At 68.3% G+C, this 22,450-nt stretch carries 22 protein-coding genes and 2 tRNA genes; 15 read left to right on the plus strand and 9 right to left on the minus strand.

What is annotated here, in order from left to right; translation table 11 throughout:
- The first annotated feature begins 53 nt into the window (after positions 1-53).
- The 4 genes from G6N37_RS01920 (at position 54) to G6N37_RS01935 (ending at position 2,682) form a co-directional block, all read left to right on the plus strand.
- On the plus strand, positions 54-851 hold the full coding sequence (locus G6N37_RS01920; RefSeq protein ID WP_163675198.1) for a fumarylacetoacetate hydrolase family protein: 798 nt from the start codon (positions 54-56) through the stop codon (positions 849-851).
- On the plus strand, positions 848-2,317 hold the full coding sequence (gltX, locus tag G6N37_RS01925) for a glutamate--tRNA ligase (RefSeq protein ID WP_163675201.1): 1,470 nt from the start codon (positions 848-850) through the stop codon (positions 2,315-2,317). Before G6N37_RS01920 ends, gltX begins: the two co-directional genes overlap by 4 nt.
- Before the next feature lie 147 nt (positions 2,318-2,464).
- Positions 2,465-2,536, plus strand: a tRNA-Gln gene (locus tag G6N37_RS01930).
- Between the two features lie 73 nt (positions 2,537-2,609).
- Positions 2,610-2,682: transfer RNA gene (locus G6N37_RS01935), tRNA-Glu, on the plus strand.
- A gap of 8 nt (positions 2,683-2,690) precedes the next feature.
- On the opposite strand, the gene G6N37_RS01940 is transcribed toward G6N37_RS01935, so the two are convergent.
- Together G6N37_RS01940 and G6N37_RS01945 are read right to left on the minus strand one after the other, a co-directional pair.
- Positions 2,691-3,203, minus strand: coding sequence for a pyridoxamine 5'-phosphate oxidase family protein (locus G6N37_RS01940; RefSeq protein ID WP_163675204.1), 513 nt, complete (start codon positions 3,201-3,203; stop codon positions 2,691-2,693).
- 70 nt (positions 3,204-3,273) lie between these two features.
- A complete protein-coding gene (locus G6N37_RS01945) occupies positions 3,274-3,975 on the minus strand; it encodes an IclR family transcriptional regulator (protein ID WP_163675207.1) in 702 nt (233 codons plus the stop codon).
- Between the two features lie 87 nt (positions 3,976-4,062).
- On the opposite strand from G6N37_RS01945, the gene leuC reads away from it, so the two are divergent.
- The 3 genes from leuC to G6N37_RS01960 all read left to right on the plus strand — a co-directional run bounded on the left by leuC (position 4,063) and on the right by G6N37_RS01960 (position 6,971).
- Positions 4,063-5,493 carry a 3-isopropylmalate dehydratase large subunit gene (gene leuC, locus G6N37_RS01950; RefSeq protein WP_163684467.1) on the plus strand — a complete coding sequence of 477 codons (1,431 nt, stop codon included), beginning with the start codon at positions 4,063-4,065 and terminating at the stop codon, positions 5,491-5,493.
- A 24-nt stretch (positions 5,494-5,517) separates the two neighbouring features.
- Entirely contained in the window at positions 5,518-6,114 is a 597-nt protein-coding gene (gene leuD / locus G6N37_RS01955) for a 3-isopropylmalate dehydratase small subunit (RefSeq protein WP_068059593.1), read from the plus strand.
- 212 nt (positions 6,115-6,326) lie between these two features.
- Positions 6,327-6,971: an HU family DNA-binding protein gene (locus G6N37_RS01960; RefSeq protein WP_163675209.1), complete on the plus strand. Its 645-nt coding sequence runs from the start codon at positions 6,327-6,329 to the stop codon at positions 6,969-6,971.
- A 70-nt stretch (positions 6,972-7,041) separates the two neighbouring features.
- Here the strand turns inward: G6N37_RS01960 and mutT1 are convergent, their stop codons facing one another.
- From mutT1 to cofC, 3 genes are all read right to left on the minus strand, one after another.
- A complete protein-coding gene (gene mutT1, locus G6N37_RS01965; protein WP_163675212.1) occupies positions 7,042-7,983 on the minus strand; it encodes an 8-oxo-(d)GTP phosphatase MutT1 in 942 nt (313 codons plus the stop codon).
- An 86-nt stretch (positions 7,984-8,069) separates the two neighbouring features.
- Positions 8,070-10,259, minus strand: coding sequence for an RNA degradosome polyphosphate kinase (locus G6N37_RS01970; RefSeq protein ID WP_163675215.1), 2,190 nt, complete (start codon positions 10,257-10,259; stop codon positions 8,070-8,072).
- A gap of 90 nt (positions 10,260-10,349) precedes the next feature.
- Positions 10,350-11,003: a 2-phospho-L-lactate guanylyltransferase gene (gene cofC, locus G6N37_RS01975; RefSeq protein ID WP_163675218.1), complete on the minus strand. Its 654-nt coding sequence runs from the start codon at positions 11,001-11,003 to the stop codon at positions 10,350-10,352.
- Positions 11,004-11,117: 114 nt separating this feature from the next.
- Here cofC and G6N37_RS01980 point away from each other — a divergent pair, with 114 nt between their 5' ends.
- Entirely contained in the window at positions 11,118-12,137 is a 1,020-nt protein-coding gene (locus tag G6N37_RS01980; protein WP_163675219.1) for an NAD(P)H-dependent glycerol-3-phosphate dehydrogenase, read from the plus strand.
- A 79-nt stretch (positions 12,138-12,216) separates the two neighbouring features.
- The gene (locus G6N37_RS01985; protein ID WP_163675223.1) at positions 12,217-13,329 is read left to right on the plus strand and encodes a D-alanine--D-alanine ligase family protein; all 1,113 of its coding nucleotides are present in this window, start codon (positions 12,217-12,219) and stop codon (positions 13,327-13,329) included.
- Here G6N37_RS01985 and G6N37_RS01990 read toward each other — a convergent pair.
- Positions 13,326-13,844: a DUF3515 domain-containing protein gene (locus tag G6N37_RS01990; RefSeq protein WP_163684469.1), complete on the minus strand. Its 519-nt coding sequence runs from the start codon at positions 13,842-13,844 to the stop codon at positions 13,326-13,328. The two genes, G6N37_RS01985 and G6N37_RS01990, sit on opposite strands and share 4 nt — an antisense overlap.
- Before the next feature lie 198 nt (positions 13,845-14,042).
- On the opposite strand from G6N37_RS01990, the gene G6N37_RS01995 reads away from it, so the two are divergent.
- The 5 genes from G6N37_RS01995 to G6N37_RS02015 all read left to right on the plus strand — a co-directional run bounded on the left by G6N37_RS01995 (position 14,043) and on the right by G6N37_RS02015 (position 18,851).
- Positions 14,043-15,005, plus strand: a complete 963-nt coding sequence (locus G6N37_RS01995; RefSeq protein WP_163675227.1) for a thiamine-phosphate kinase — start codon at positions 14,043-14,045, stop codon at positions 15,003-15,005.
- A gap of 27 nt (positions 15,006-15,032) precedes the next feature.
- Complete coding sequence (locus G6N37_RS02000; protein ID WP_163675229.1) at positions 15,033-15,716, plus strand: uracil-DNA glycosylase; 684 nt, start codon at positions 15,033-15,035, stop codon at positions 15,714-15,716.
- Positions 15,717-15,721: 5 nt separating this feature from the next.
- Complete coding sequence (locus G6N37_RS02005; protein WP_163675231.1) at positions 15,722-16,648, plus strand: NADP-dependent oxidoreductase; 927 nt, start codon at positions 15,722-15,724, stop codon at positions 16,646-16,648.
- 109 nt (positions 16,649-16,757) lie between these two features.
- Positions 16,758-18,116, plus strand: coding sequence for an HNH endonuclease signature motif containing protein (locus G6N37_RS02010; protein ID WP_163675233.1), 1,359 nt, complete (start codon positions 16,758-16,760; stop codon positions 18,114-18,116).
- Positions 18,117-18,200: 84 nt separating this feature from the next.
- On the plus strand, positions 18,201-18,851 hold the full coding sequence (locus G6N37_RS02015) for a nitroreductase (protein WP_163675235.1): 651 nt from the start codon (positions 18,201-18,203) through the stop codon (positions 18,849-18,851).
- Positions 18,852-18,853: 2 nt separating this feature from the next.
- Here the strand turns inward: G6N37_RS02015 and G6N37_RS02020 are convergent, their stop codons facing one another.
- The 3 genes from G6N37_RS02020 to G6N37_RS02030 all read right to left on the minus strand — a co-directional run bounded on the left by G6N37_RS02020 (position 18,854) and on the right by G6N37_RS02030 (position 21,466).
- The gene (locus tag G6N37_RS02020) at positions 18,854-19,684 is read right to left on the minus strand and encodes an oxidoreductase (protein WP_163675247.1); all 831 of its coding nucleotides are present in this window, start codon (positions 19,682-19,684) and stop codon (positions 18,854-18,856) included.
- Position 19,685: 1 nt separating this feature from the next.
- The gene (locus tag G6N37_RS02025; RefSeq protein ID WP_163675250.1) at positions 19,686-20,930 is read right to left on the minus strand and encodes a hypothetical protein; all 1,245 of its coding nucleotides are present in this window, start codon (positions 20,928-20,930) and stop codon (positions 19,686-19,688) included.
- Positions 20,931-21,022: 92 nt separating this feature from the next.
- Positions 21,023-21,466 (minus strand): nuclear transport factor 2 family protein, encoded by a 444-nt coding sequence (locus tag G6N37_RS02030; RefSeq protein WP_163675253.1) that lies wholly within the window; start codon positions 21,464-21,466, stop codon positions 21,023-21,025.
- Positions 21,467-21,557: 91 nt separating this feature from the next.
- Here G6N37_RS02030 and G6N37_RS02035 point away from each other — a divergent pair, with 91 nt between their 5' ends.
- Positions 21,558-22,448, plus strand: a complete 891-nt coding sequence (locus G6N37_RS02035) for an SDR family NAD(P)-dependent oxidoreductase (protein WP_163675256.1) — start codon at positions 21,558-21,560, stop codon at positions 22,446-22,448.
- The last annotated feature ends 2 nt before the right edge of the window (positions 22,449-22,450 follow it).

Here is a 22,450-nt window from a genome sequence, read left to right on the forward strand (position 1 = left end):
GGCCCGCCGCGCCCGGCTACGCCGCGCTCGCGACCGTCACTAGGCTCAATGAAATGCGCCTTGGTCGAATCGCCAGCCCGGACGGTGTCGCCTTCGTCAGCATCGAGGGCGAACTCGCCGATCCCGCCGCGATGGTCGCCCGCGAGATCGCCGAGCATCCCTTCGGCACGCCGAACTTCACGGGCCGTTCCTGGCCGCTGGCCGATGTGCGGCTGCTGGCTCCGATGCTGGCCAGCAAGGTGGTGTGCATCGGCAAGAACTACGCCGATCACATCGCGGAGATGACCGAGCTCACCGGCCCCGCGGCCCCGGACCCCATCATCTTCCTCAAACCCAACACCGCCATCGTCGGCCCGAATGTGCCGATCAGATTGCCTGCCAACGCATCACCCGTGCATTTCGAGGGCGAGCTGGCCGCGGTCGTCGGCCGGCCCTGCAAGGACGTCTCGGCCGCCCAGGCCGCCGACAGCATCCTCGGCTACACCATCGGAAACGACGTGTCGGCCCGCGATCAACAGAAGTCCGACGGCCAATGGACGCGGGCCAAAGGGCACGACACCTTCTGCCCGGTGGGGCCGTGGATCGTCACCGACGTCGATCCGGCGGACCTCGAGATACGAACCGAGGTCAACGGCGAAGTCAAGCAACACAGCCGTACCTCGCTGATGATCCACGACGTCGGTGCCATCGTCGAATGGATCTCGGCAGTGATGACCCTGTTGCCCGGCGACCTCATCCTCACCGGAACGCCGGCGGGCGTCGGCCCGATCGAGGACGGCGACACCGTGTCCATCACCATCGAAGGGATCGGAACGCTCACCAATCCCGTGGTCCGTAAGGGAAAGTCGTGACAGCCGAAACGAAAGTCCGGGTCCGGTTCTGCCCGTCGCCCACGGGCACCCCGCACGTCGGCATGGTCCGCACCGCGTTGTTCAACTGGGCCTACGCCCGGCACACCGGTGGCACCTTCGTCTTTCGCATCGAGGACACCGACGCCGAACGCGACAGCGAGGAAAGCTATCTGGCGCTGCTCGACGCGCTGCGCTGGTTGGGCCTCGACTGGGACGAGGGGCCCGAGGTCGGCGGACCCTACGGCCCCTACCGGCAGTCGCAGCGCAAGGAGATCTACCGCGACGTGGTCGCCAAACTGCTCGAAGCGGGCGAGGCCTACTACGCCTTCTCGACCCCGGAAGAGGTTGAGGCGCGCCACATCGCGGCGGGCCGCAACCCCAAACTGGGATACGACAACTTCGACCGGCACCTGACCGACGCCCAGCGCGCCGCATTCCTCGCGGAGGGCCGCAAGCCGGTGGTGCGGCTGCGGATGCCCGACGAAGACCTCGCTTGGAACGACCTGGTGCGCGGAACCACCACCTTCGCCGCGGGCTCGGTGCCGGACTTCGCGTTGACCCGCGCCAACGGAGACCCGTTGTACACCTTGGTCAACCCGTGCGACGACGCGCTGATGAGAATCACCCACGTGTTGCGCGGCGAGGATCTGCTGCCGTCGACTCCGCGCCAGCTCGCGCTGTACCAGTCGCTGATCCGGGTCGGCGTCGCCGAGCGGGTCCCGGAGTTCGCCCACCTGCCAACGGTATTGGGGGAGGGCACCAAGAAGCTCTCCAAGCGCGACCCGCAGTCCAACCTGTTCGCCCACCGCGACCGTGGCTTCATCCCCGAGGGGTTGCTCAATTACCTTGCGCTGCTGGGCTGGGCCATCGCCGACGACCATGACCTGTTCAGTCTCGACGAGATGGTGGCCGCCTTCGATGTGGTCGACGTGAACTCCAACCCGGCTCGGTTCGATCAGAAGAAGGCCGACGCGCTCAACGCCGAGCACATCCGAATGCTCGAACCGGCGGATTTCGCGGGCCGGCTGCGCGACTACCTCGACGTCCACGGACATCGGCTCGGAACCGATGACGCCGCGTTCGCCGTCGCGGCCGACTTGGTCCAGACCCGCATCGTCGTGCTCGCCGACGCGTGGGACCTGCTGAAGTTCCTCAACGACGACGAATACGCGATCGATCCGAAGGCCGCCGCCAAGGAGCTCGGCGCGGACGCGGCCGCGGTGCTCGATGCCGCGCTGGCCGCGCTGGACGGCGTGACCGGCTGGACCACCGCCGATATCGAGTCCGCCCTCAAGGCCGCGCTCATCGACAACCTGGGGCTCAAACCGCGCAAGGCCTTCGGTCCGATCAGGGTTGCCGCCACGGGAACGACGGTCAGCCCGCCGTTGTTCGAATCGCTGGAGCTGCTGGGCCGTGACCGCAGCTTGCTGCGGCTACGGGCCGCACGAGAAACGGTCGCCGGCTAGACCGTGACCTCGCGTGCGGATTGTGCGCGCAGTCTTTGGTAGTCTGCACTGCGGCTCACAAAGGCCGACAACGGCTGGCGGCGGCGGTGCTCCGGGTGGCGCGATGCGGCTCAGAATGACCGTTGACCAGCGGTTTTAGGCAGCCGATGGGGTATGGTGTAATTGGCAACACAGCTGATTCTGGTTCAGCCATTCTAGGTTCGAGTCCTGGTACCCCAGCAAAATCTCGCCACCTCAAGCGATTAGGTGGGCTTTCAGAGTGTGAGCTATGCTGACACCTCGGATCGTGTCTGGCCCCGTCGTCTAGCGGCCTAGGACGCCGCCCTCTCACGGCGGTAGCGTGGGTTCGAATCCCATCGGGGCTACAAAACCACTATTGACCGGTTCCCAACGCGGCCGGTGCCGTGGACCCACCCACCGGCATGGCCGGCAAGCCGAGTTTGCGATGGTCCCACGAGCGCGCCCGCCGGGCGACGATGCGCACACAGACGCGCTTGTTCATCATCTGCTCGACGAAGGGCTTCATCTCATCGCTGTAGGGACCGGTGTAGCGCTCGAACACGCTGACCCCGACCCGGTGCGAGACGTCGGGATCGTCGACGATCTCCGCGACGCCTTCGAACGACACTCCGCGCAACGTGTCGTAGGTGTCGCCGTCCTCGATCAGGAAGCTCACCCGCGGATCACGTTTGAGGTTGACGGCCTTCTGCGACTTGGCCTTCGTTTCCAGCCAGATTTCACCGTCCACGACGGCGTACCACATCGCGGTCAGATGCGGCTGCCCGTCGGGGCCGATGGTGGCCAGCGTCCCGGTGCGGCTCTTGGCGACGAAGTCGACGATCTCGTCGGGGGACATGACGATGCTCGCGCGCTGATTGGTTCCCATGGCGGTCAGTCTGTCAGGCCATGCCGGAAACGGTGTGCGCTGGTCGCCGCGAGCTATTCGCGCGCGACGTTCAGAGCCGACGGGTGAGAGCCTCGGCCGCGGAAATCAGGTCCGCGGCCCAGCGCACTCCAGGGCGCCGGCCGATCCGGTCGACGGGGCCGGACACCGAGATGGCGGCGACGACGGCTCCGCGGCCGTCGCGCACGGGAACCGACACGCTCGCCACCCCGGGCTCGCGTTCGGCGACGCTTTGTGCCCAGCCGCGGCGCCGTACTTCGGCCAGGGTGCGCTCGTTGAACTTCGCCGTCGGCAGCACAGCTTTTTGTGTCGCAGCGTCGCTGTGGGCCAGCAGCACTTTGGCGCCCGAACCCGCCGTCATCGGCAGTCGAGCCCCGACCGGGACCGTATCGCGAAGGCCCGCAGCGGGTTCCAGGGCGGCCACGCAGACCCGCGTGGTGCCCTCGCGGCGGTAGAGCTGCACGCTCTCGCCGGTGGTCTCGCGCAACAGGGGCAGCACCCCCGCGCTGGCGGCCAGCAGCGGGTCGTTGACATGGGCGGCGAGCTCGGTGACGGCCGGACCGAGTAGCCAGCGCCCCTCGTCGTCGCGGGCCAGCAGGCGATGGACTTCGAGGGCGGCGGCCAGCCGGTACGCGGTCGCCCTGGGCAATCCGGTTCGCTCGCACAGTTCGGCCAATCCGCAGGGGGATTGGGCGATCGTCTGCAGGACACCCATGGCTTTGTCGAGGACGCCGATGCCGCTATGCTGTCTCACAAGGAGATACTAGCGTCTCGCATTCTGAGATCACAGCCATGGTCGATCGGCGAGCCGCGCACGACGCGAATCGAGGCGAGTTTTCAGATGGGATCCGGCAAGCCGCGCACCCTGGCCGAAAAGGTGTGGGACGACCACGTTGTGGATCGCGGGGCGGATGACCCCGAGCAAGGTGGGGCGCCCGACCTGATCTACATCGATCTGCATCTGGTGCACGAGGTCACCAGCCCGCAGGCCTTCGACGGACTGCGCCTCGCCGGCCGGCCGGTGCGACGGCCCGATCTGACGCTGGCCACCGAAGACCACAACGTGCCCACCGTCGACATCGACAAGCCGATCGCCGACCCGGTGTCGCGCACCCAGGTCGAGACGCTGCGCCGGAACTGCGCCGAATTCGGTGTCCGCCTTTATCCGATGGGCGATATCGAGCAGGGAATCGTGCATGTCGTGGGGCCGCAGTTGGGCCTCACCCAGCCGGGAATGACGATCGTCTGTGGTGACAGTCACACGTCGACGCACGGCGCGTTCGGGGCGCTGGCGATGGGCATCGGCACCTCCGAGGTGGAGCACGTGCTGGCCACCCAGACGTTGCCGCTGCGGCCGTTCAAGACGATGGCAGTCAACGTCGACGGGGAACTGCCCGCGGGCGTGACGGCCAAGGACATCATTCTCGCGTTGATCGCCAAGATCGGCACCGGCGGAGGGCAGGGGCACGTCATCGAATACCGCGGCAGCGCCATCGAATCGCTATCGATGGAAGGCCGCATGACGATCTGCAACATGAGCATCGAGGCCGGTGCCCGGGCGGGCATGGTGGCCCCGGACGCCACCACCTATGAATTCCTGCGCGACAAGCCGCACGCGCCGCAGGGGGCGCAATGGGACGCGGCGATGCGCTATTGGCAGCGGCTGCACACCGACCCCGGCGCCGCCTTCGACACCGAGGTCCACCTCGACGCGACGTCGTTGAGCCCGTTCGTGACGTGGGGAACGAATCCCGCGCAGGGCGTGCCGCTGGCCGGGGCCGTGCCCGACCCGGAGCTGATGAGCGGCGACGCCGAGCGGCAGGCCGCCGAGAAAGCGTTGGCTTACATGGACCTTCGGCCAGGGACTCCGATGCGCGATATCGCGGTCGACACCGTTTTCGTGGGCTCTTGTACCAACGGTCGTATCGAAGACCTGCGGGTGGTCGCCGACGTGCTGCGCGGCCGCAAGCTGGCCCCCGGCCTGCGGATGCTCGTGGTGCCCGGGTCCATGCGGGTGCGTGCGCAGGCCGAAGCCGAAGGGCTGGGCGAGGTTTTCACCGCGGCGGGCGCCGAATGGCGACAGGCGGGCTGCTCGATGTGCCTGGGCATGAATCCGGACCAGCTGGCGCCGGGGGAACGGTGCGCGGCGACGTCCAACCGCAACTTCGAAGGGCGCCAGGGGAAAGGCGGGCGCACGCACTTGGTGTCTCCGGCCGTCGCCGCCGCGACCGCAGTTCGCGGCACATTGTCCGCCCCGGCCGATTTGAACTGACGTAATCGAGAAGAACGGATGACGATGGAAGCATTTCACACGCACACCGGTATCGGCGTGCCGTTGCGGCGGTCCAATGTTGACACGGACCAGATCATTCCGGCGGTGTATTTGAAGCGGGTCACCCGAACCGGTTTCGAGGACGGGTTGTTCGCCAGCTGGCGCTCGGATCCCTCATTCATCCTCAACCTCAGTCCCTTTGACCGGGGGTCGGTTCTGGTCGCCGGGCCCGATTTCGGCACCGGCTCGTCGCGCGAGCACGCCGTGTGGGCACTCATGGACTACGGGTTCCGGGTGGTCATCTCGTCTCGATTCGGTGACATCTTCCGGGGCAACGCCGGCAAGGCGGGGCTCCTGGCGGCCGAAGTCTCCCAAGACGGTGTGGAACTGCTTTGGAAGCTCATCGAGCAGAGTCCGGGACTGGAAATCACTGCCAATCTTCAAGATCGAAATATCACCGCGGGAACGACGGTGTTGCCGTTCAAGATTGACGACCACACGGCCTGGCGCCTCCTCGAAGGACTCGACGATATAGCCCTTACGCTGCGGAAACTCGACAAAATCGAATCGTACGAGGCCGCCTATCCGCAGTGGAAACCGCGCACTCTGCCCGCCTCCTGAACGGTCGGGAAGGCCGGAATTTCTTCTCGCTCACCTAACTAAACCGGGCCCATTTCCAGGCACCGCCACCGGTCAAGGGCGGCAACCGGATTGCGAAACCGCCGAATGTCCGACCCTGAAATTGCGCGTGGCTCTTGGAAATTTGCTGGGTGAGGGTTTACCGTGTCCACTAGTCGGTTCAAATCGAGGACCACTAGCGTCGGAGGGATTGGATGAATAAGGCAGAGCTCATTGATGTGCTCACACAGAAATTGAACACCGACCGTCGGCAGGCGACCGCCGCCGTCGAGAACGTCGTCGACACCATTGTGCGTGCGGTGCACAAGGGCGACAGCGTCACCATCACCGGGTTCGGTGTGTTCGAGCAACGGCGCCGCGCGGCTCGGGTGGCCCGCAACCCGCGTACCGGCGAGACGGTGAAGGTGAAGCCGACCTCCGTCCCGGCGTTCCGTCCTGGTGCTCAATTCAAAGCGGTTGTGTCTGGCGCACAGCGTCTCCCGTCGGAAGGACCTGCAGTGAAGCGTGGTGTAGTGGCAACCGGCGCGGCCAAGAAGACCGCCGCCAAGAAGGCTCCCGCCAAGAAGGCCGCGGCGAAGAAGGCGCCCGCCAAGAAGGCGGCTCCGGCCAAGAAGGCGGCGACCAAGGCTCCGGCGAAGAAGGCCGTGACCAAGAAGGCTCCCGCCAAGAAGGTCGCGACCAAGGCTCCGGCGAAGAAGGCCGTGACCAAGAAGGCTCCCGCCAAGAAGGTCGCGGCGAAGAAGGCCGCTACCAAGGCCCCCGCCAAGAAGGCCGCGGCAAAGAGGCCGGCCAGCAAGGCTCCCGCCAAGAAGGCCACCGCACGTCGCGGTCGCCGTTAACGGCAGCAGTCGCGCTCTCGACGCGAATACCCTTCGGGTGGCAGCGATGCACCCGAAGGGTATTCGCGTGTTATGCCCGCACGTTGGCGGCCAGCGGGCCACCGATGTGGTCGGCCGCCACCAGTCGGCCCGCCGACAGTGACAGCACCCAGGCGCTGCCCTTGTGGTTGCGCGACTTGTCGGGACGCACCCCGTCGCGTTCGCACCACCAGGCGATGAGGTCCGGGATCACCTTCCCCTGGGTGCAAATGACCGGTGTCCCTTGCTGCTCGGCGATGGCCAGCATCCGGTGCCGGGCGCGTTTCGGGCTCTTGGCGTAGGCCTCCTCGGTGAGGGCCGGCTCATTGTGCACGGCCACGCCCAACTCCGCGGCGAGCGGTTCCACCGTCTGGTGGCAGCGCAGCCGGTCGGCCGCATACACGTCGGTGGCGCCGAAGGCCAGCAGCTGCGGAACCAGCGCCTCGGCTTGCGCACGGCCCCGCTTGTCCAGCGGCCGCTGGGTGTCGTCGCCTTTGAACCGCGATTTCCGGCCTGCGGTGCCGTGCCGGACCACCAGCACGGTATGCGTGTCAGCAGGATGTTTCATGAAGTGGCGCAACATTTTTCGGTCATGCGAATAGGTGAGCCGCTTCAGCGCGTCCGGCACCGGCAGCCACACCAATTCGTCGACCTCGTTGCCGGGGGTGAAGTCCCCGCCCGTGCTGCGCGCCGCCCAGTAGTAGACCTTCTTGACGCCCGCCTCGATCGGGTAGCTCACCATGTCGAGCCGCCTGCCCAGGAGGGCGTGGTGACCCGTCTCCTCGCACACTTCCCGCACCGCGGCGACGGGCACCGTTTCGCCCGGGTCCACTTTCCCCTTCGGCAGTGACCAGTCGTCATAGCGGGGACGGTGGATCACCGCTATCTCGAGGCCGGGGTTGGACGAATCGGTCGGCCGCCACAAGACCGCCCCGGCGGCATACACGATGCGGCTTCCCGGACGCCGAGCGGTGGACGAGCTCTTGGTCGGCAAGTCAACTCCTGCAGGTCAATTCGGTCTGGCCGCGTGCACAGTTGCGGTGCGGCCGGAAAGACAACCGTAAATCACCACGCAGGGGGCTACGGATTGCGGTGTCGCTCCATCAACGACACTTGGTGATCGCGCACGGAGTGGCCGTCCTGCGGCGAGGCGATCCACTGCCCGTCGGATCCCAGTTCCCAGCATCGGGTGGACGGATCCAGCGCGGACTCGAACAAGTCGTCCAGGTATGAGGTCAGCCTCGGATCCTTCACCTGAACCAGCGCCTCGACGCGCCGGTCGAGGTTGCGGTGCATCATGTCCGCGCTGCCGATCCAGAATTCGTTGATGCGATTGAAATGCATGATGCGGGAATGTTCCAGGAAGCGGCCGAGGATGGAACGGACCGTGATGTTCTCCGAGAACCCTTCCGCGCCGGGACGCAACGCACAGATCCCGCGCACCACCACCTCCACCCGCACATCCGCCCGCGACGCGCGATAGAGCGCGTCGATCACCTGCTCGTCGACGAGGGCGTTCATCTTGAGGCGGATCCGGCCGCCGCCGTGTTCGCGGTGGGCGGCGATCTCGCGCTCGACGCGTTCGATGATGCCGGTGCGAATTCCGTGCGGGGCGACCAGCAGGTTGCGGTAGGAGACCTTGCGCGAGTAGCCGGTCAGCGAATTGAACAGGTCCGTCAGGTCCGCCCCGATTTCGGGGGAGGCCGTCAGCAGGCCGACGTCTTCGTAGAGCCGTGCCGTCTTCCCGTTGTAGTTGCCGGTCCCGATGTGGCAGTAGCGCCGGATCGCCGAACCCTCGCGCCGGACCACCAGGCAGGTCTTGCAGTGCGTCTTGAGTCCGACGTACCCGTAGACGACGTGCACGCCCGCCTGCTCCAGCTCGCGCGCCCAGCGGATGTTGGCCTGCTCGTCGAAGCGCGCCTTGATCTCCACGAGCGCCACCACCTGCTTGCCGGCCTCGGCGGCGTTGATGAGCGCCCGAACGATGGGCGAATCACCGGAGGTGCGGTACAGCGTCTGCTTGATCGCCAGCACGTTCGGGTCGGCGGCGGCCTGCTCGATGAATCGCTGCACGCTGGTGGAGAACGACTCGTACGGATGATGCAGCAGCACATCGCCTTCGCGCAGCGTTGCGAAGATGCTCCTGGGCGTCTCACGGTCGACGAACGCGGGACTGGTGGCCGGGACGAACGCCGGGTCTTTGAGCGCCGGCCGGTCGATGCTGTAGATCTGCCACAACGACGACAGATCGAGCAGGCCGGCCACCTCGATGACGTCGCCCGGGTTCACGTCGAGCTCGCGCAGCAGCAATTCCAACATGCTCTCGGTCATGTCGTTGGCGACCTCGAGCCGCACCGGGGACCCGAACCGCCTGCGCGCCAGCTCTCGTTCCAGTGCTTGCAACAGGTCTTCGTCGCGGTCCTCTTCGACCTCGTAGTCCGCGTTGCGGGTAATGCGGAACGCGTGATGCTGAACGATCTCCATGCCCGGGAACAGCACCGGCAGGAACGCGGCGATCAGCTCTTCCATTGGCAGGTAGCGAATTATGGCCGGTCCGTCGGCATCATCGGTATGGCCGCGGCCGCTCAGTTCGACGAAGCGATCCACGTTATTGGGGACCTTCACCCGCGCGAAGTGCTGGCCGCCGTCCTCGGGCTGGCGCACCATGACCGCCAGGTTCAGGCTCAACCCACTGACGAAGGGGAAGGGGTGAGCGGGATCGACGGCGAGTGGGGTCAGGACCGGAAAGACCTGTTCGTGGAAATAGGTCGACAGTTCGTCGCGCTCACCCTGATCCAAATCGGCCCACGTGACTATATGTATGCCTTCCTCGGCGAGCGCCGGTCGCACCGAGTCGAGGAAGACCCGCGCGTGGCGGGTCGCGATCCGTTGCGTCTGCTCGCCGATGAGGGCCAGTTGCTCGCGCGGCGTCAGGCCGTCGGCGGAGCGCACCGATAGCCCCATCTCGTCGCGACGCTTGAGGCCGGCGACCCGCACCATGTAGAACTCGTCGAGGTTGGAGGCGAAGATTGCCAGAAACTTGGCCCGCTCCAACAGGGGTAACGAGTTGTCGGCGGCCAGCGCCAGCACGCGGGCGTTGAAGTCCAGCCAGCTCAGTTCCCGGTTGAGGTAGCGGTCCTCCGGCAGGTCGGTGAGTGCGGACGGCGTCGCGGCGGGCGGCGCAGTCACGGCGGACTCGCCGTGCCACAAGTTCTCGTCGGGGCGCGCCTCAGCTTCGATTTCAGTCACCCTGCGATCATTGCTCATCACGCGCCGATGCTGCTAGCGCTCGACGGACATCCATTCGCCGTTGGGGTGACGTTCACCCCGACGACAGCTACGCCGTGTCGCGGGTTGAGGTCACTGTTGGGCGAGGGCCCGGGCGGTTGCCGTGCCCACCCCCAGCCGGCGGGCGGCGGCGAGGTCGTCGGGAGTGTCGACGTCACAGCGCAGGCCCGGCCACGCGCCGGTCAGTTCGATCGCCCCCGAACGTCGGTGGCGCGCCGACGAATCGGCTCCGAATTGCGGATCCAGCGGGGCGCCGAAGGCGAAGAGGGCGGCGGTTCCCGTCGCCAGCCGGTCGGCGACGAAGCTGCGCCGGTGCTGCCTCGCCGCGACGATCGCCTCGGCCAGCTCCTGCGTCTGCAGCGCGGGCAAATCCCCTTGCAGCACCACAACATTCGGGAAAGACTCGGCGACCGCCCGCTCCGCCGTGGCGATGGCGTTGTTGAGCGGGTCACCGTGCCCGTCGGGCGTCGGGTCGGACAGCACGTCCGCCCCCAACTGGGTTGCCGCAGCGGCCGCGGCCTCGTCGGGCGTGATCACCGTGATCGAGCCGAGGGAACCAACGCGTCCCGCGGCGGTCAGCGTGTCGATCAACATGGCCAGCACCACGCTCTCCCGGGTGCGCGCCGAGAACACCGGGGCCAGCCTGGTCTTCGCCGCCGCCAACCGTTTCACGGCGATGATCAGGGCGATGTCTTTTCCCGTGCCGTCGGCGCGTGTGCCGCTCATGACATCTCATCCTGCCAGCGACCGGTGAACCACCGACGCGCTAGCTCGCGCGACGCCCGCTGATCTAGGGTGTAGCGGCTGCAACACGCTGGAGACGACAGATGGGGGTGGTCGATGGCCGGTTCGAAGGGTGCCGTCGCCGTCATGGGTGCCGGGGCGTGGGGCACCGCACTGGCCAAGGTGCTCGTCGAGGCCGGCGGAGCGGAGGCGGACGTCACGCTGTGGGCCCGCCGATCTGACGTCGCCGACCGGATCAATGCCACCCGGTCCAACCCGGACTACCTGCCCGGCGCGGTGCTGCCAGCGGGCATCCGCGCGACCACCGACGCGGCGGAGGCGCTCGGCGAAGCCTCGACGGTGCTGTTGGCCGTGCCCGCACAGACGATGCGCGCCAACCTCGAGGGGTGGGCGCCGTTGATGCGCGACGACGCCACCCTGGTCAGCCTGGCCAAGGGCATCGAGCTGGGCACCCTGATGCGGATGAGCCAGGTCATCGTTTCCGTGACCGGTGTCGACCCGGCTCAGGTCGCGGTGGTCTCGGGCCCCAACCTGGCCAGCGAGATCGCCGAATGCCAGCCCGCCGCCACCGTCGTCGCGTGCAGCGACTCCGGCCGCGCCGTCGCCCTCCAACGCATGCTGAACACCGGGTATTTCCGCCCCTACACCAATAGCGATGTCGTCGGCACCGAGATCGGCGGGGCGTGCAAGAACGTCATCGCGCTCGCGTGCGGCATGGCGGCCGGCGTCGGGCTCGGCGAAAACACCGCGGCGGCAATCATCACCCGCGGTCTGGCGGAGATTATGCGGCTGGGCATTGCGCTGGGCGCCAAGGGCGCCACCCTGGCGGGGCTGGCCGGCGTGGGTGACCTGGTTGCGACGTGCACCTCGCCGTATTCGCGCAATCGGTCGTTCGGCGAGCGCCTGGGTCGCGGCGGGACGATGGAATCGGCGATGCAGGCCCGGGACGGTCACGTCGTCGAGGGTGTGACGTCGTGCGAGTCGGTGCTGGCGCTCGCTTCCAGTTACGACGTCGAGATGCCGCTCACCGACGCCGTGCACCGCGTCTGTCACAAGGGACTCTTGGTGGACGAGGCGATGGCGCTGCTGCTGGGCCGCAGGACGAAGCCCGAGTGAGTCCCCGCGGCCGGCAAAACCCCAGCTCGCGGCCCGCCGCCCGACCCGGACGCCGCGCAACCGGTAGCCTCTTTAGGTTGTGAGTGCCAGCGGAAGCCGCGTGCGCGTCGCCGTCGTCTTCGGCGGGCGCAGCAACGAGCACGCCATCTCGTGTGTGTCCGCCGGCAGCATCCTGCGCAACCTCGACCCCCAGCGGTTCGAGGTCGTCGCGATCGGCATCACCCCGGAGGGGTCATGGGTGCTGACCGACGGTGACCCGGCCGCGCTCGCCATCAGCAATCGGCAGCTGCCCGAGGTGACCGCGCAGTCGGGCACCGAGCTGGCCCTGCCGGCGGATCCGCGCCGCGGCGGCCAACTGGTCTCCCTGTCGCCCGGGGCCGGTGAGGTGCTGGGTTCGGTCGACGTGGTGTTCCCGGTGCTGCACGGTCCGTACGGAGAAGACGGCACGATCCAGGGTCTGCTCGAGCTGGCCGGGGTGCCCTACGTCGGGGCCGGCGTGCTGGCGAGCGCGGCGGGCATGGACAAGGAATTCACCAAGAAGCTGTTCGTCGCCGAAGGGTTGCCGGTCGGCGCGTACGCGGTGCTGCGCCCGTCGCGGTCGGCCCTGGAACCCGACGAGTGCGAGCGGCTGGGTCTGCCGGTGTTCGTCAAGCCCGCCCGGGGTGGATCATCGATCGGCGTCACCCGGGTGTCGAGCTGGGAGGACTTGCCCGCGGCCGTCGCCGTTGCGCGCCGGCACGACCCGAAGGTGATCGTCGAGGCGGCGATCACCGGCCGCGAGGTCGAGTGCGGGGTGCTCGAGATGCCCGACGGGACAATCGAAGCCAGCACGTTGGGTGAGATCCGGGTGGCCGGCGTGCGGGGGCGCGAGGACTCGTTCTACGACTTCGCCACGAAATATCTGGACGACGCAGCGGAATTGGACGTGCCGGCCAAGGTGGACGACGACGTCGCCGACGCCATCCGGCAGTTGGCGATCCGGGCGTTCAAGGCCGTTGACTGCCAGGGCCTGGCCCGGGTCGACTTCTTCCTCACCGACGACGGGCCGGTGCTGAACGAAATCAACACGATGCCCGGGTTCACCACGATCTCGATGTACCCGAGGATGTGGGCGGCCAGCGGTGTGGACTATCCCACCCTGCTGGCGACCATGGTCGAAACGGCGTTGGCGCGCGGGGTCGGCTTGCGCTAACCGGCGGGGCCCGGGTTGATGGGCACCGCCGCGATGGTGCGGTCGATCACGTCGGAGAGTTGCTGGATCGGCGTGGGGCCCGACCCTGACGGCAGGGTGAGCGCCACGTATACCGGCCGGTCGACCGTGTACCAGGTGGATCTGCCCGCGTCGCCGGCGGATTGCTGATCGGGGCGCACGGCGAACCACTGCACCCGGTCGACGATCTGAATCGGAGAGCCCACGACGAACTCCGCCGGGCGGTCGAGCCCGCACCGCAGCACCACGGGCTCGCTGTCCGCCCCGGCCCGCCAGGCGGTGGCGCCCTGGGGCGCCGGTTGCGCGACGGGCACGCGTTGAAAGTCGCCGAGCCGCTGCGGCAGCGCCCCGGCCAGCGCCCGGCATACGGGGCTGTCGGCCTGTGGTGCCGGGGCGGCGGGTACGGCCACGGGCTGCGGCGGCGCCTCGCGGTTCACCGCGATCACCAGGATCACCCCGATCGCCACGACCGCCACCGCGACCGCGGCGATGATCATCGCGGGGGGCGGCCCCGGGTCACCGCCGGGGCCGGTATCGGGGTCGGTCGTCACCGCCCGCGCACCTCCTATCTCCGGCACGACATCGCGGGCCTTTACACTGGCGCGGGCCGCTCGCGCGGGCAGTAGTCCAACTTACCGCAGGTCGGCAGCCGGATAGAGGCCCGCACAGGGCGAGGACGCGCCGGAGGAGGTGGCGTGGGCGACGACACATCACATCCCACCCTGCAGCAGCTGGGCGAGTTCGCCGTCATCGATCGCCTCGTGCGCGGCCGCCGCCAGCCGGCCGCGGTGGCGGTCGGCCCGGGGGACGACGCGGCCGTGGTGCATGCCGCGGACCGGCGGGTTGCGGTGTCGACCGACATGCTCGTGCAGGATCGGCATTTCCGGCTGGACTGGTCGACGCCGTACGACGTCGGCCGCAAGGCCATCGCCCAGAACGCCGCGGACATCGAGGCGATGGGCGGGCGGCCCACGGCCTTCGTGGTGGCGTTCGGCGCGCCCGGTGACACGCGTGCGGCCGACGTAGACGCGCTTGTCGGCGGAATGTGGGACGAGGCGCAGCGCATCGGCGCGGGCATCGCCGGCGGCGATCTCGTCAGTTGCCCGCAGTGGGTGGTCTCCGTCACCGTGCTCGGCGACCTCGACGGCCGCGCCCCGGTCTTGCGGTCCGGGGCGACGGCGGGATCGGTGATCGCGGTCGCCGGTGGCCTGGGCCGCTCGGCCGCGGGGCTGGCGTTGTTCGGCAAGGGGATCGAGGGCTTCGACGCGTTGCGCCGCCGGCATCTGGTCCCGCAACCGCCCTACGGGCAGGGCGTGGCGGCGGCGGCCGGGGGAGCGCAGGCGATGATCGACGTGTCCGACGGTCTCGTCGCCGACCTCCGGCACGTCGCCGAGGCGTCCGCTGTGGCGATGGATCTGTCGACCGCGGCACTCGCCGCGGACCACGCCGCTGTGGCCGCCGCGGCCGCCGCCGTGGGCGCCGACCCTTGGGCCTGGGTGCTGGGCGGCGGGGAAGACCACGCCCTGGTGGCCTGCTTCGGCGGACCCGCCCCCGCCGGGTGGCGCATCATCGGCCGCGTTCTCGACGGCGAGCCCAAAGTGCTTGTGGACGGGCAAGAGTGGGCGGGTTACGCGGGCTGGCAATCCTATGAGGGCTAGGGTGATCGATGCCATGGAGGGAGCCCGATGACGGCGCGGCCGTTGACTGAACTCGTCGAGCGGGGCTGGGCGGCGGCGCTGGAGCCGGTGGCCGATCGGGTCGCCGACATGGGCCAGTTCCTGCGGGCCGAGATCGCGGCCGGCCGCAGGTACCTGCCGGCGGGACCCAACGTGTTGCGGGCGTTCACGTTTCCGTTCGACGACGTCCGGGTGCTGATCGTCGGGCAAGACCCGTACCCGACGCCGGGACACGCCGTGGGGCTGAGCTTTTCGGTGGCACCCGACGTGCGTCCCCTGCCCCGCAGCCTGGCCAACATCTTCGACGAATACGCCGCCGACCTAGGCCATCCGCAGCCCTCGTGCGGCGACCTGACGCCGTGGGCCGAGCGCGGGGTGATGCTGCTGAACAGGGTGCTGACCGTGCGCCCGAGTAATCCGGCGTCGCACCGGGGCAAGGGCTGGGAGGCGGTGACCGAGTGCGCGATCCGTGCGCTGGCTGCGCGCTCGCAGCCGATGGTGGCGATCCTATGGGGACGCGACGCGTCCACGCTGAAACCCATTCTGGCCGAGGGCAATTGCGTGGCAATCGAGTCGCCGCACCCGTCGCCGCTGTCGGCGTCTCGGGGATTCTTCGGGTCGCGCCCGTTCAGCCGCGCCAACGAACTGTTGACGGGCATGGGCGCCGACCCGATCGATTGGCGGCTGCCGTGAGCGGCATGACGGCGTTACGGGCGCACCGCCGGGGCGGCCCGGAACAACTCGTCGTCGAGCGGGCGCCCGTGCCCGCCCCGGCGGCGGGCGAAGTTCTGGTGGCCGTGTACGCCGCCGCCATCACATTCGACGAGCTGACGTGGGAGGAGACCTGGAGCCGGGACGGTGTCAGCCGGACGCCGGTGATTCCGTCGCACGAGGTCTCGGGCGTCGTCCAGGAGACCGCCCCCGGCGTGGCCGATTTCGCGCCCGGCGACGAGGTGTGCGGGCTGATTCCCTTCGACCGCGACGGCGCGGCGGCCGAATTCGTCTGCGTTCCCGCGTCAGACCTGGCCCCCAAGCCGTCGACGGTGTCGCACGCCGTCGCCGCCGCCCTGCCGCTGGCGGGCCTGACCGCGTGGCAGGCCCTGGTCGACCATGCCGGAGTGCAACCGGGGGAGTCCGTGTTGGTGCACGGGGGCGCGGGCGGCGTGGGCGCCTTGACGGTTCAGCTGGCCGCGATGCTGGGCGGGCGGGTCACCGCGACCGTGCGCAGCGACGTCGGTGACCTGGTTCGCGGACACGGGGCCGCCCGGGTGATCGATGTCCGCACCGAGGCATTCGACGACGCGGTCTACGACGTCGTGATCGACACCGTCGGCGGCGAGACGCTGGACCGGTCGTTTCCGGCGCTCCGCCGCGGCGGGCGACTGGTCACCCTGTCGGCCCCACCGCCGGCCGGCTGGGCCGACGAATACGGCGTGACAGCAACGTTTTTCATCGTCACACCGAACCGGGAACAGCTGGCCGAGCTCGCCGCGCTGGTCGATCGCGGACGGTTGCGCGTCGAGATCGCCGGGACGTTTCCGCTCGAGAAAGGCCGCGAGGCGTTCGAAAGCCGTGGCCTGCCGGGCCGTCGCCCCGGCAAGACGGTCATCGTGGTTCGGGATTAGGGCGGCGCTGTTTGCAGCCTTGCGGTTGCTCTGTAATCCCTTGTGTCACTTTCGCTTCAACCGTCACAACGCGAGCTTTTTTGTCGGTGGGTGTCCCTAGGTTTGAGGCATGGGAGCCAATAGTCGTGAGGAGATCGTCGACGTTTTCGACACGTTCGACCACGACGTGGACCGCCTGTGCGCGTTGTCCTTTGACGCGTTCACCACCCCCGAGCGGCTGCGCGCCCTCGAGCGCCTGGAACGCGCTTACCGCCGGCTGCGCACCCCGCAGCACGCGTTGATCAACCAGCTGTCTGAGCAGGCGAGCCCCGAAGAGTTGGGCGGATCGCTGCGGGTGGGGCTGGCCGACCGGTTGCACATCACCAAGGGCGAGGCCGCCCGGCGCATCGCCGAAGCCGCCGACCTAGGCGAGCGCCGGGGGTTGACCGGCCAGCCGTTAGCGCCCCAATTGAGCGCCTCCGCGGCCGGCCAACGCCAAGGGCTCATCGGTGATGGGCACATCAAGGTGATCCGTACCTTCTTTGCCCGTCTGCCCGTCGAGGTCGACGCGGTGACCCGCGAGTCCGCCGAAGCCGACCTGGCCGCCAAAGCCACCGGGCATCGGCCCGACGAATTGGCCAGATACGCCCAGCGGGTCATGGATTGGCTGCACCCCGACGGGGATTTCAGCGACGCCGAACGGGCCCGCAAGCGTGGGATCACCCTGGGCGCTCAGGAATTCGACGGCATGTCGCGCCTCGGCGGCCTGGTCACCCCGGAGTTGCGGGCCGCGATCGAGGCGATGCTGGCCAAACTAGCCGCGCCCGGCGCGTGCAACCCCGACGACGAAACCCCGGTGGTCGACGCGACACCTGATGAGGAAGCGGTGCGCCGCGACACCCGCAGCCCAGCTCAACGCAATCACGACGCATTCCTGGCCGGACTTCGCGGTTTGCTTGCCTCCGGCGACCTGGGCCAGCACAACGGACTGCCCGTGTCGATCGTGGTCACCACCACGTTGCAGGACTTGGAATCCGCCGCCGGTAAGGCCCTAACGGCTGGCGGCACGCTGGTGCCCATGTCGGATGTGATCCGTTGGGCGGGCCACGCGCATCACTACCTGGCGATCTTCGACAAGGGCAGATCGCTGGCGCTGCACCACACCAAACGGTTCGCTTCCCCAGGGCAGCGAATCATGTTGTACGCCAAGGACCGTGGCTGCACTCGGCCGGGATGTGATGCGCCGGCCTACCACAGTCAAGTCCACCACGTGCGCGGCTGGAACACCACCCGCCGCACCGACATCGACGACCTCACGTTGGCCTGCGGCCCCGACAACCGGCTCGCAGAGAAAGGCTGGACCACGCGGACCAACGCCCACGGCGAAACCGAATGGATCCCACCACCACACCTCGACCACGGCAGACCTCGGACCAATAGCTACCACCATCCCGAAAGATTCCTCCGCGATGGTGACGAACCCGGTTGACGCTAGGACTCGCTCCGATGAAGGCGACCCGCTTCGCACGGCTCCGCGGCGCTCGCGATTTCAGGCCTTGAGAACATTGAGCCTATGTATGACCTCGAAGACACCATCCGGCAGCGGCATTCGACGCGGCTGTTCCTGCCCGACCCGGTACCGCGCCACCTCGTGGAGGAGTCGCTGGAGCTGGCCGTCCGCGCGCCGTCGAACTCCAACGTGCAGCCGTGGCACATGGTGTTCGTCTCGGGTCCGGCACGGGACCGGTTGGTCGCCGCGATGCTGGAAAAGGCTCGCGCGGAACCGCCCAACGTCCCGCAGCTCCCCGCCGCGTTCGCTCACTTCCGGAGCGACACCGGCGCGCAGGTGTACGGCTCGATGGGCATCGCCCGCCACGACACCGAGGCCCGTCGCATCGCCGTGCTGCGCAACTGGGAGTTCTTCCGCGCACCGCTGGGCGGCATCGTGTGCATGCACAGCGACCTCGGTTACGCCGACAGCATCGGTGTCGGCATGTTCCTGCAGACGCTGCTGCTGGCCTTGACCGCGCGTGGATTGGGCACCTGCGTGCAGGTGGCGATAGCCGGCTATCCCGACGTCGTTCGCGAGCAGCTGAACATCCCGCCGGAGCTGAACATCTTGTGCGGCCTGGCGATCGGTTACTCCGATCCCGCTTTCCCCGCCAACAACCTCCGCATCGGGCGCGACGGCGTGGACCGGCACGCCGTCTTCCTCGACGAGTGACGTCAGGCGCTCTCGAAATTGACGTCCTTGGTCACCGATTTCCATTCTTCGATCGACGACGACAGCCCGGCGATCTTGTCCCGCATCGCCTTCAGCACGTCGCGGCCCAGCAGCAGCCGAAGCGGTGGCTCGTCGAGCGTGGTCACCATCAGCACCGCCTCGGCAACCTTCTTCGGATCACCGGGAAGATGCTCGGCGAACTGCTTGATCAGGTCCTTGCGCGCCGCCACGTCGACGTACTCGGCGATCGGCGTGCCCGATTCCTTCATCGACCGCGTCGCCCAGTCGGTGCGGAAGGCGCCCGGCTCGATGGCGGTCACCTTGATGCCGAACGGTCGCACCTCGGTGGCGAGCGCCTCGGTGATCGCCTCCAGCGCGAATTTCGTCGACGAGTAATACGCGTTGGGCGGGTTGGCGACCAGACCGGTCATCGACGACATGTTGATGATGTGCCCGGAGCCGCGGGCCCGCATGGCCGGCAGCACCGCCTTGATCATGTTGACCGACCCGAAGTAGTTGACCTCGAACAGCTTCCGGACCTCCGCATCCTCGCCCTCCTCCACGGCGGACAGGTAGCCGTGACCGGCGTTGTTGACCAGGACGTCGATGCCGCCGAACGCCGCATCGGCCGCCGACACCGCCGCCGCGATCTGGTCGGCGTCGGTCACGTCGAGCGCGACGGGCACGGCCCGGTCGCCGAACTCGTCGGCGAAGTCGCGCACCGCGTCGGCCCGGCGGGCGGTCACCACGACACCGTGGCCCGCTTCCAATGCGGCGCGCGCGATTTCGCGGCCGAAGCCGGTGGAGCATCCGGTGATCAGCCAGCGCGCCATCTCAGGCCGGCCCTTCCGGAAGGCGCCGCAGATACGCGGTGCGCCGGTCGGCGAGCTGGGCGGCCCGGGCCTGCGGGGTCACCCGCGGCAGGTGCGGCACCTCGGCATCCAGCCGGTCCAGCTTGACGACCCGACCCCGCGCCCCGAGGTCTTCGCGGGGACCCGCCTCGCCGAATTCCGCCATCCGCAGCGTCAGGATGCCCTCGCGCAGCCCGTCGGAGTCGATCCAGTTGGCCACGCCGGGGTCGGTCGGCGCGATCACGTAGGTATAGCCGCCGTCCTCGTTGGCCACCGATTGCGCCTTGTTGAGGCTGCCGGTGCGGTCGAGGATGTCCAGCGTGGTGCCCCAAATGTTGCTCAGCGGCACCGTGAAGTATTCGGCGCCACCGTCGTTGAGGTCCACCACGAACGCCTCGTCGGGGGCGAGATCGAAGCGCCCCATCACGTAGACCTGGTTGCGCATCGCGCCGGCCTTGTCGGCCGACCAGGCCAGGTCGAAATGGTTGGCCGGCATCTTGTACACGCCGTGGCTGAGCTTGCCGGTGAAGTTGGCGAAGTACTCCATCATCGCCGCCGTGGCCTCGGCCTGCTGGTCGAGGGTGCGCGCCGGTGTTGCCGGCGGCCCGCCGAGCCGTTGCACCTCAAGGTGATTGGGGTCGTCGCGGCCCCAGTCCAGCAGCACGTCGCGGATGTAGAACTCGTGCGCAGCCGGGGAGGTCTGCACGTGGTTGGGCCGCCCCCCGGCGGGGTCGGCGTCCACGGTGATGGTGAAGCCGCCGTCGGAGCCGACCTGCATGGTGCGGCCGTTGAGCACGTCCACGGTGCCCATGTGGGCATCCCACAAGGTGAAGTAGTTTTCCGTCATCCGGTGCTCACCCACCCGGCCGTGGATCTCGTAGCGCTCGTCGCCGGAGATCGGGATCACCCGGTACACGCTGTCGGGATTGTCGATGCCCCAACGTGATCCGGGGATGCGCCGGCCGTCGACGGGATGCGCCAGCCGGGTGATGCAGCTGACCTTGGGCCGCAGCTTGTCCTGGTTGGACGACCACACCGCCGCCGAGAACATCACCTCGGCGAACGCGTCGTCGAACCGCTCCCGCATCGCCTCGGACGCCTTGGCCCGGCCCAGCCAGGTCTCGGCCACCGTCCGATAGGCGGCCTTGACGGTCGGGTGCTCGATCAGCTCGAGGGCGGCCAGTTCCTGTTCGTGCTGGGATTTCGTCGCGACCGGGTCGTCAGGCATCCGTTGCTCCTCCGATACATCGTCAAAACGCTTGGCGTACAACGCAATCGCTCACCGACCTGCTCGGGTGCCACGCCATGGGCCGCGCACCCTCAGAACTTCAAATGCTGGCTGACGTCGCCGACCTGGTCGACGAACATGGTGCGGCTGTCGAACCGCCAGACGCCGTCCACCCGATGAAACGTGTCCTTGTAGTGACCGGTCACGATCACCTGCAGCGGGAGGTCGGGGGTGGCCTGCGTGACGCAGTAGTAGGACGTGCTGCGGGCGGTCCCTGCGGCCTCGTCGATGTGCAGCTGCACGTTGGTGGTGTTGTGCTTGGTCTTCGGGGTCCCGTCGGAGTAGATGCGCGTGGCCATCTCATACATCTCGCGTACCCGGGCGGCCCCGGCGAACACCGTCTCCGGCGGTCCGTCCTCCACTCCGCAGATGCGGCCGTGTTCGAAGAGCCGGGCCACGCCGTCCAGGTCGCCGCCATCGAGAAGCTCGGCGTAGGTGTAGATCAGATTGGTGATTTCTCGCGCGCTGTCATCCATGTGGAACCACCCGTGAAAACCTCCGCTTCCGCGAACAATGGTGGCAGAGCCGGTCCAATTTACATAGAACCGGCCATTACTCTTGATCGCCGTGACCCTACCTTGGACCCCGGACCGGCTCGGCAACCTGACCGGCAAACGAATCGTCGTCACCGGAGCGACCAACGGCGTCGGGCTGGGCACCGCCCGCGCCCTGGCCAAAGCCGGCGCGCACGTGATCCTGGCGGTGCGCAACACCGAGCTGGGGGAGCAACGCGCGGCCGAGATGGGCGGTTCGACCACGGTGGCCAGGGTCGACCTCGCCGACCAGTCGTCGGTGCGCGCCTTCGCGGCGTCGATCGACGACGACGTCGACATCCTCATCAACAACGCCGGCGCACTGACCGAGCGCCGGACCGAGACGGTCGACGGATTCGAGAAGACGCTGGGAACCAACCTGCTGGGACCGTTCGCGCTGACCAACCTGCTGCTGCCCAAGGTGCGTAGCCAGATCATCAACGTCGGCTCCGACGCGCACCGGTCGGCGACGCTGCGCCTGGACGACCTGCACCTGCGCCGGCACAAGTGGACGCGGCTGGGCGCGTACGCGCAGTCGAAGCTCGCGGTGATGCTGTGGGGCCTGGAGCTGGACCGCAGGCTGCGCGAGGCCGGATCGCCGGTCGTCACCCAGCTCACCCATCCGGGCTGGGTGGCCTCGAACCTGTCGCAGCTCGGCGACTCGCCGCTGATGTCGCTGGCCCATAAGGCGGTCAAGTTGGTCGCCGACCGGCTGGCCAACGACATCGACGAGGGCGCGGCGCCCACGCTGTACTGCATCAGCGAACCGTTGCCGCCGGGCAGCTACGTCGGGGTCAGCGGTAGGTTCGGCCTGCGCGGCGGCCCGGTGCTGATCGGCCGCTCGCCGGTCGCCTGCGATTACGGCGCGGCCGCGCGACTGGTGGCCTTCGCCGAACAAGAGACCGGCACGAAGCTGGAGGTGTAGCC

This window comes from Mycobacterium seoulense (assembly GCF_010731595.1).
Lineage (GTDB): Bacteria > Actinomycetota > Actinomycetes > Mycobacteriales > Mycobacteriaceae > Mycobacterium > Mycobacterium seoulense.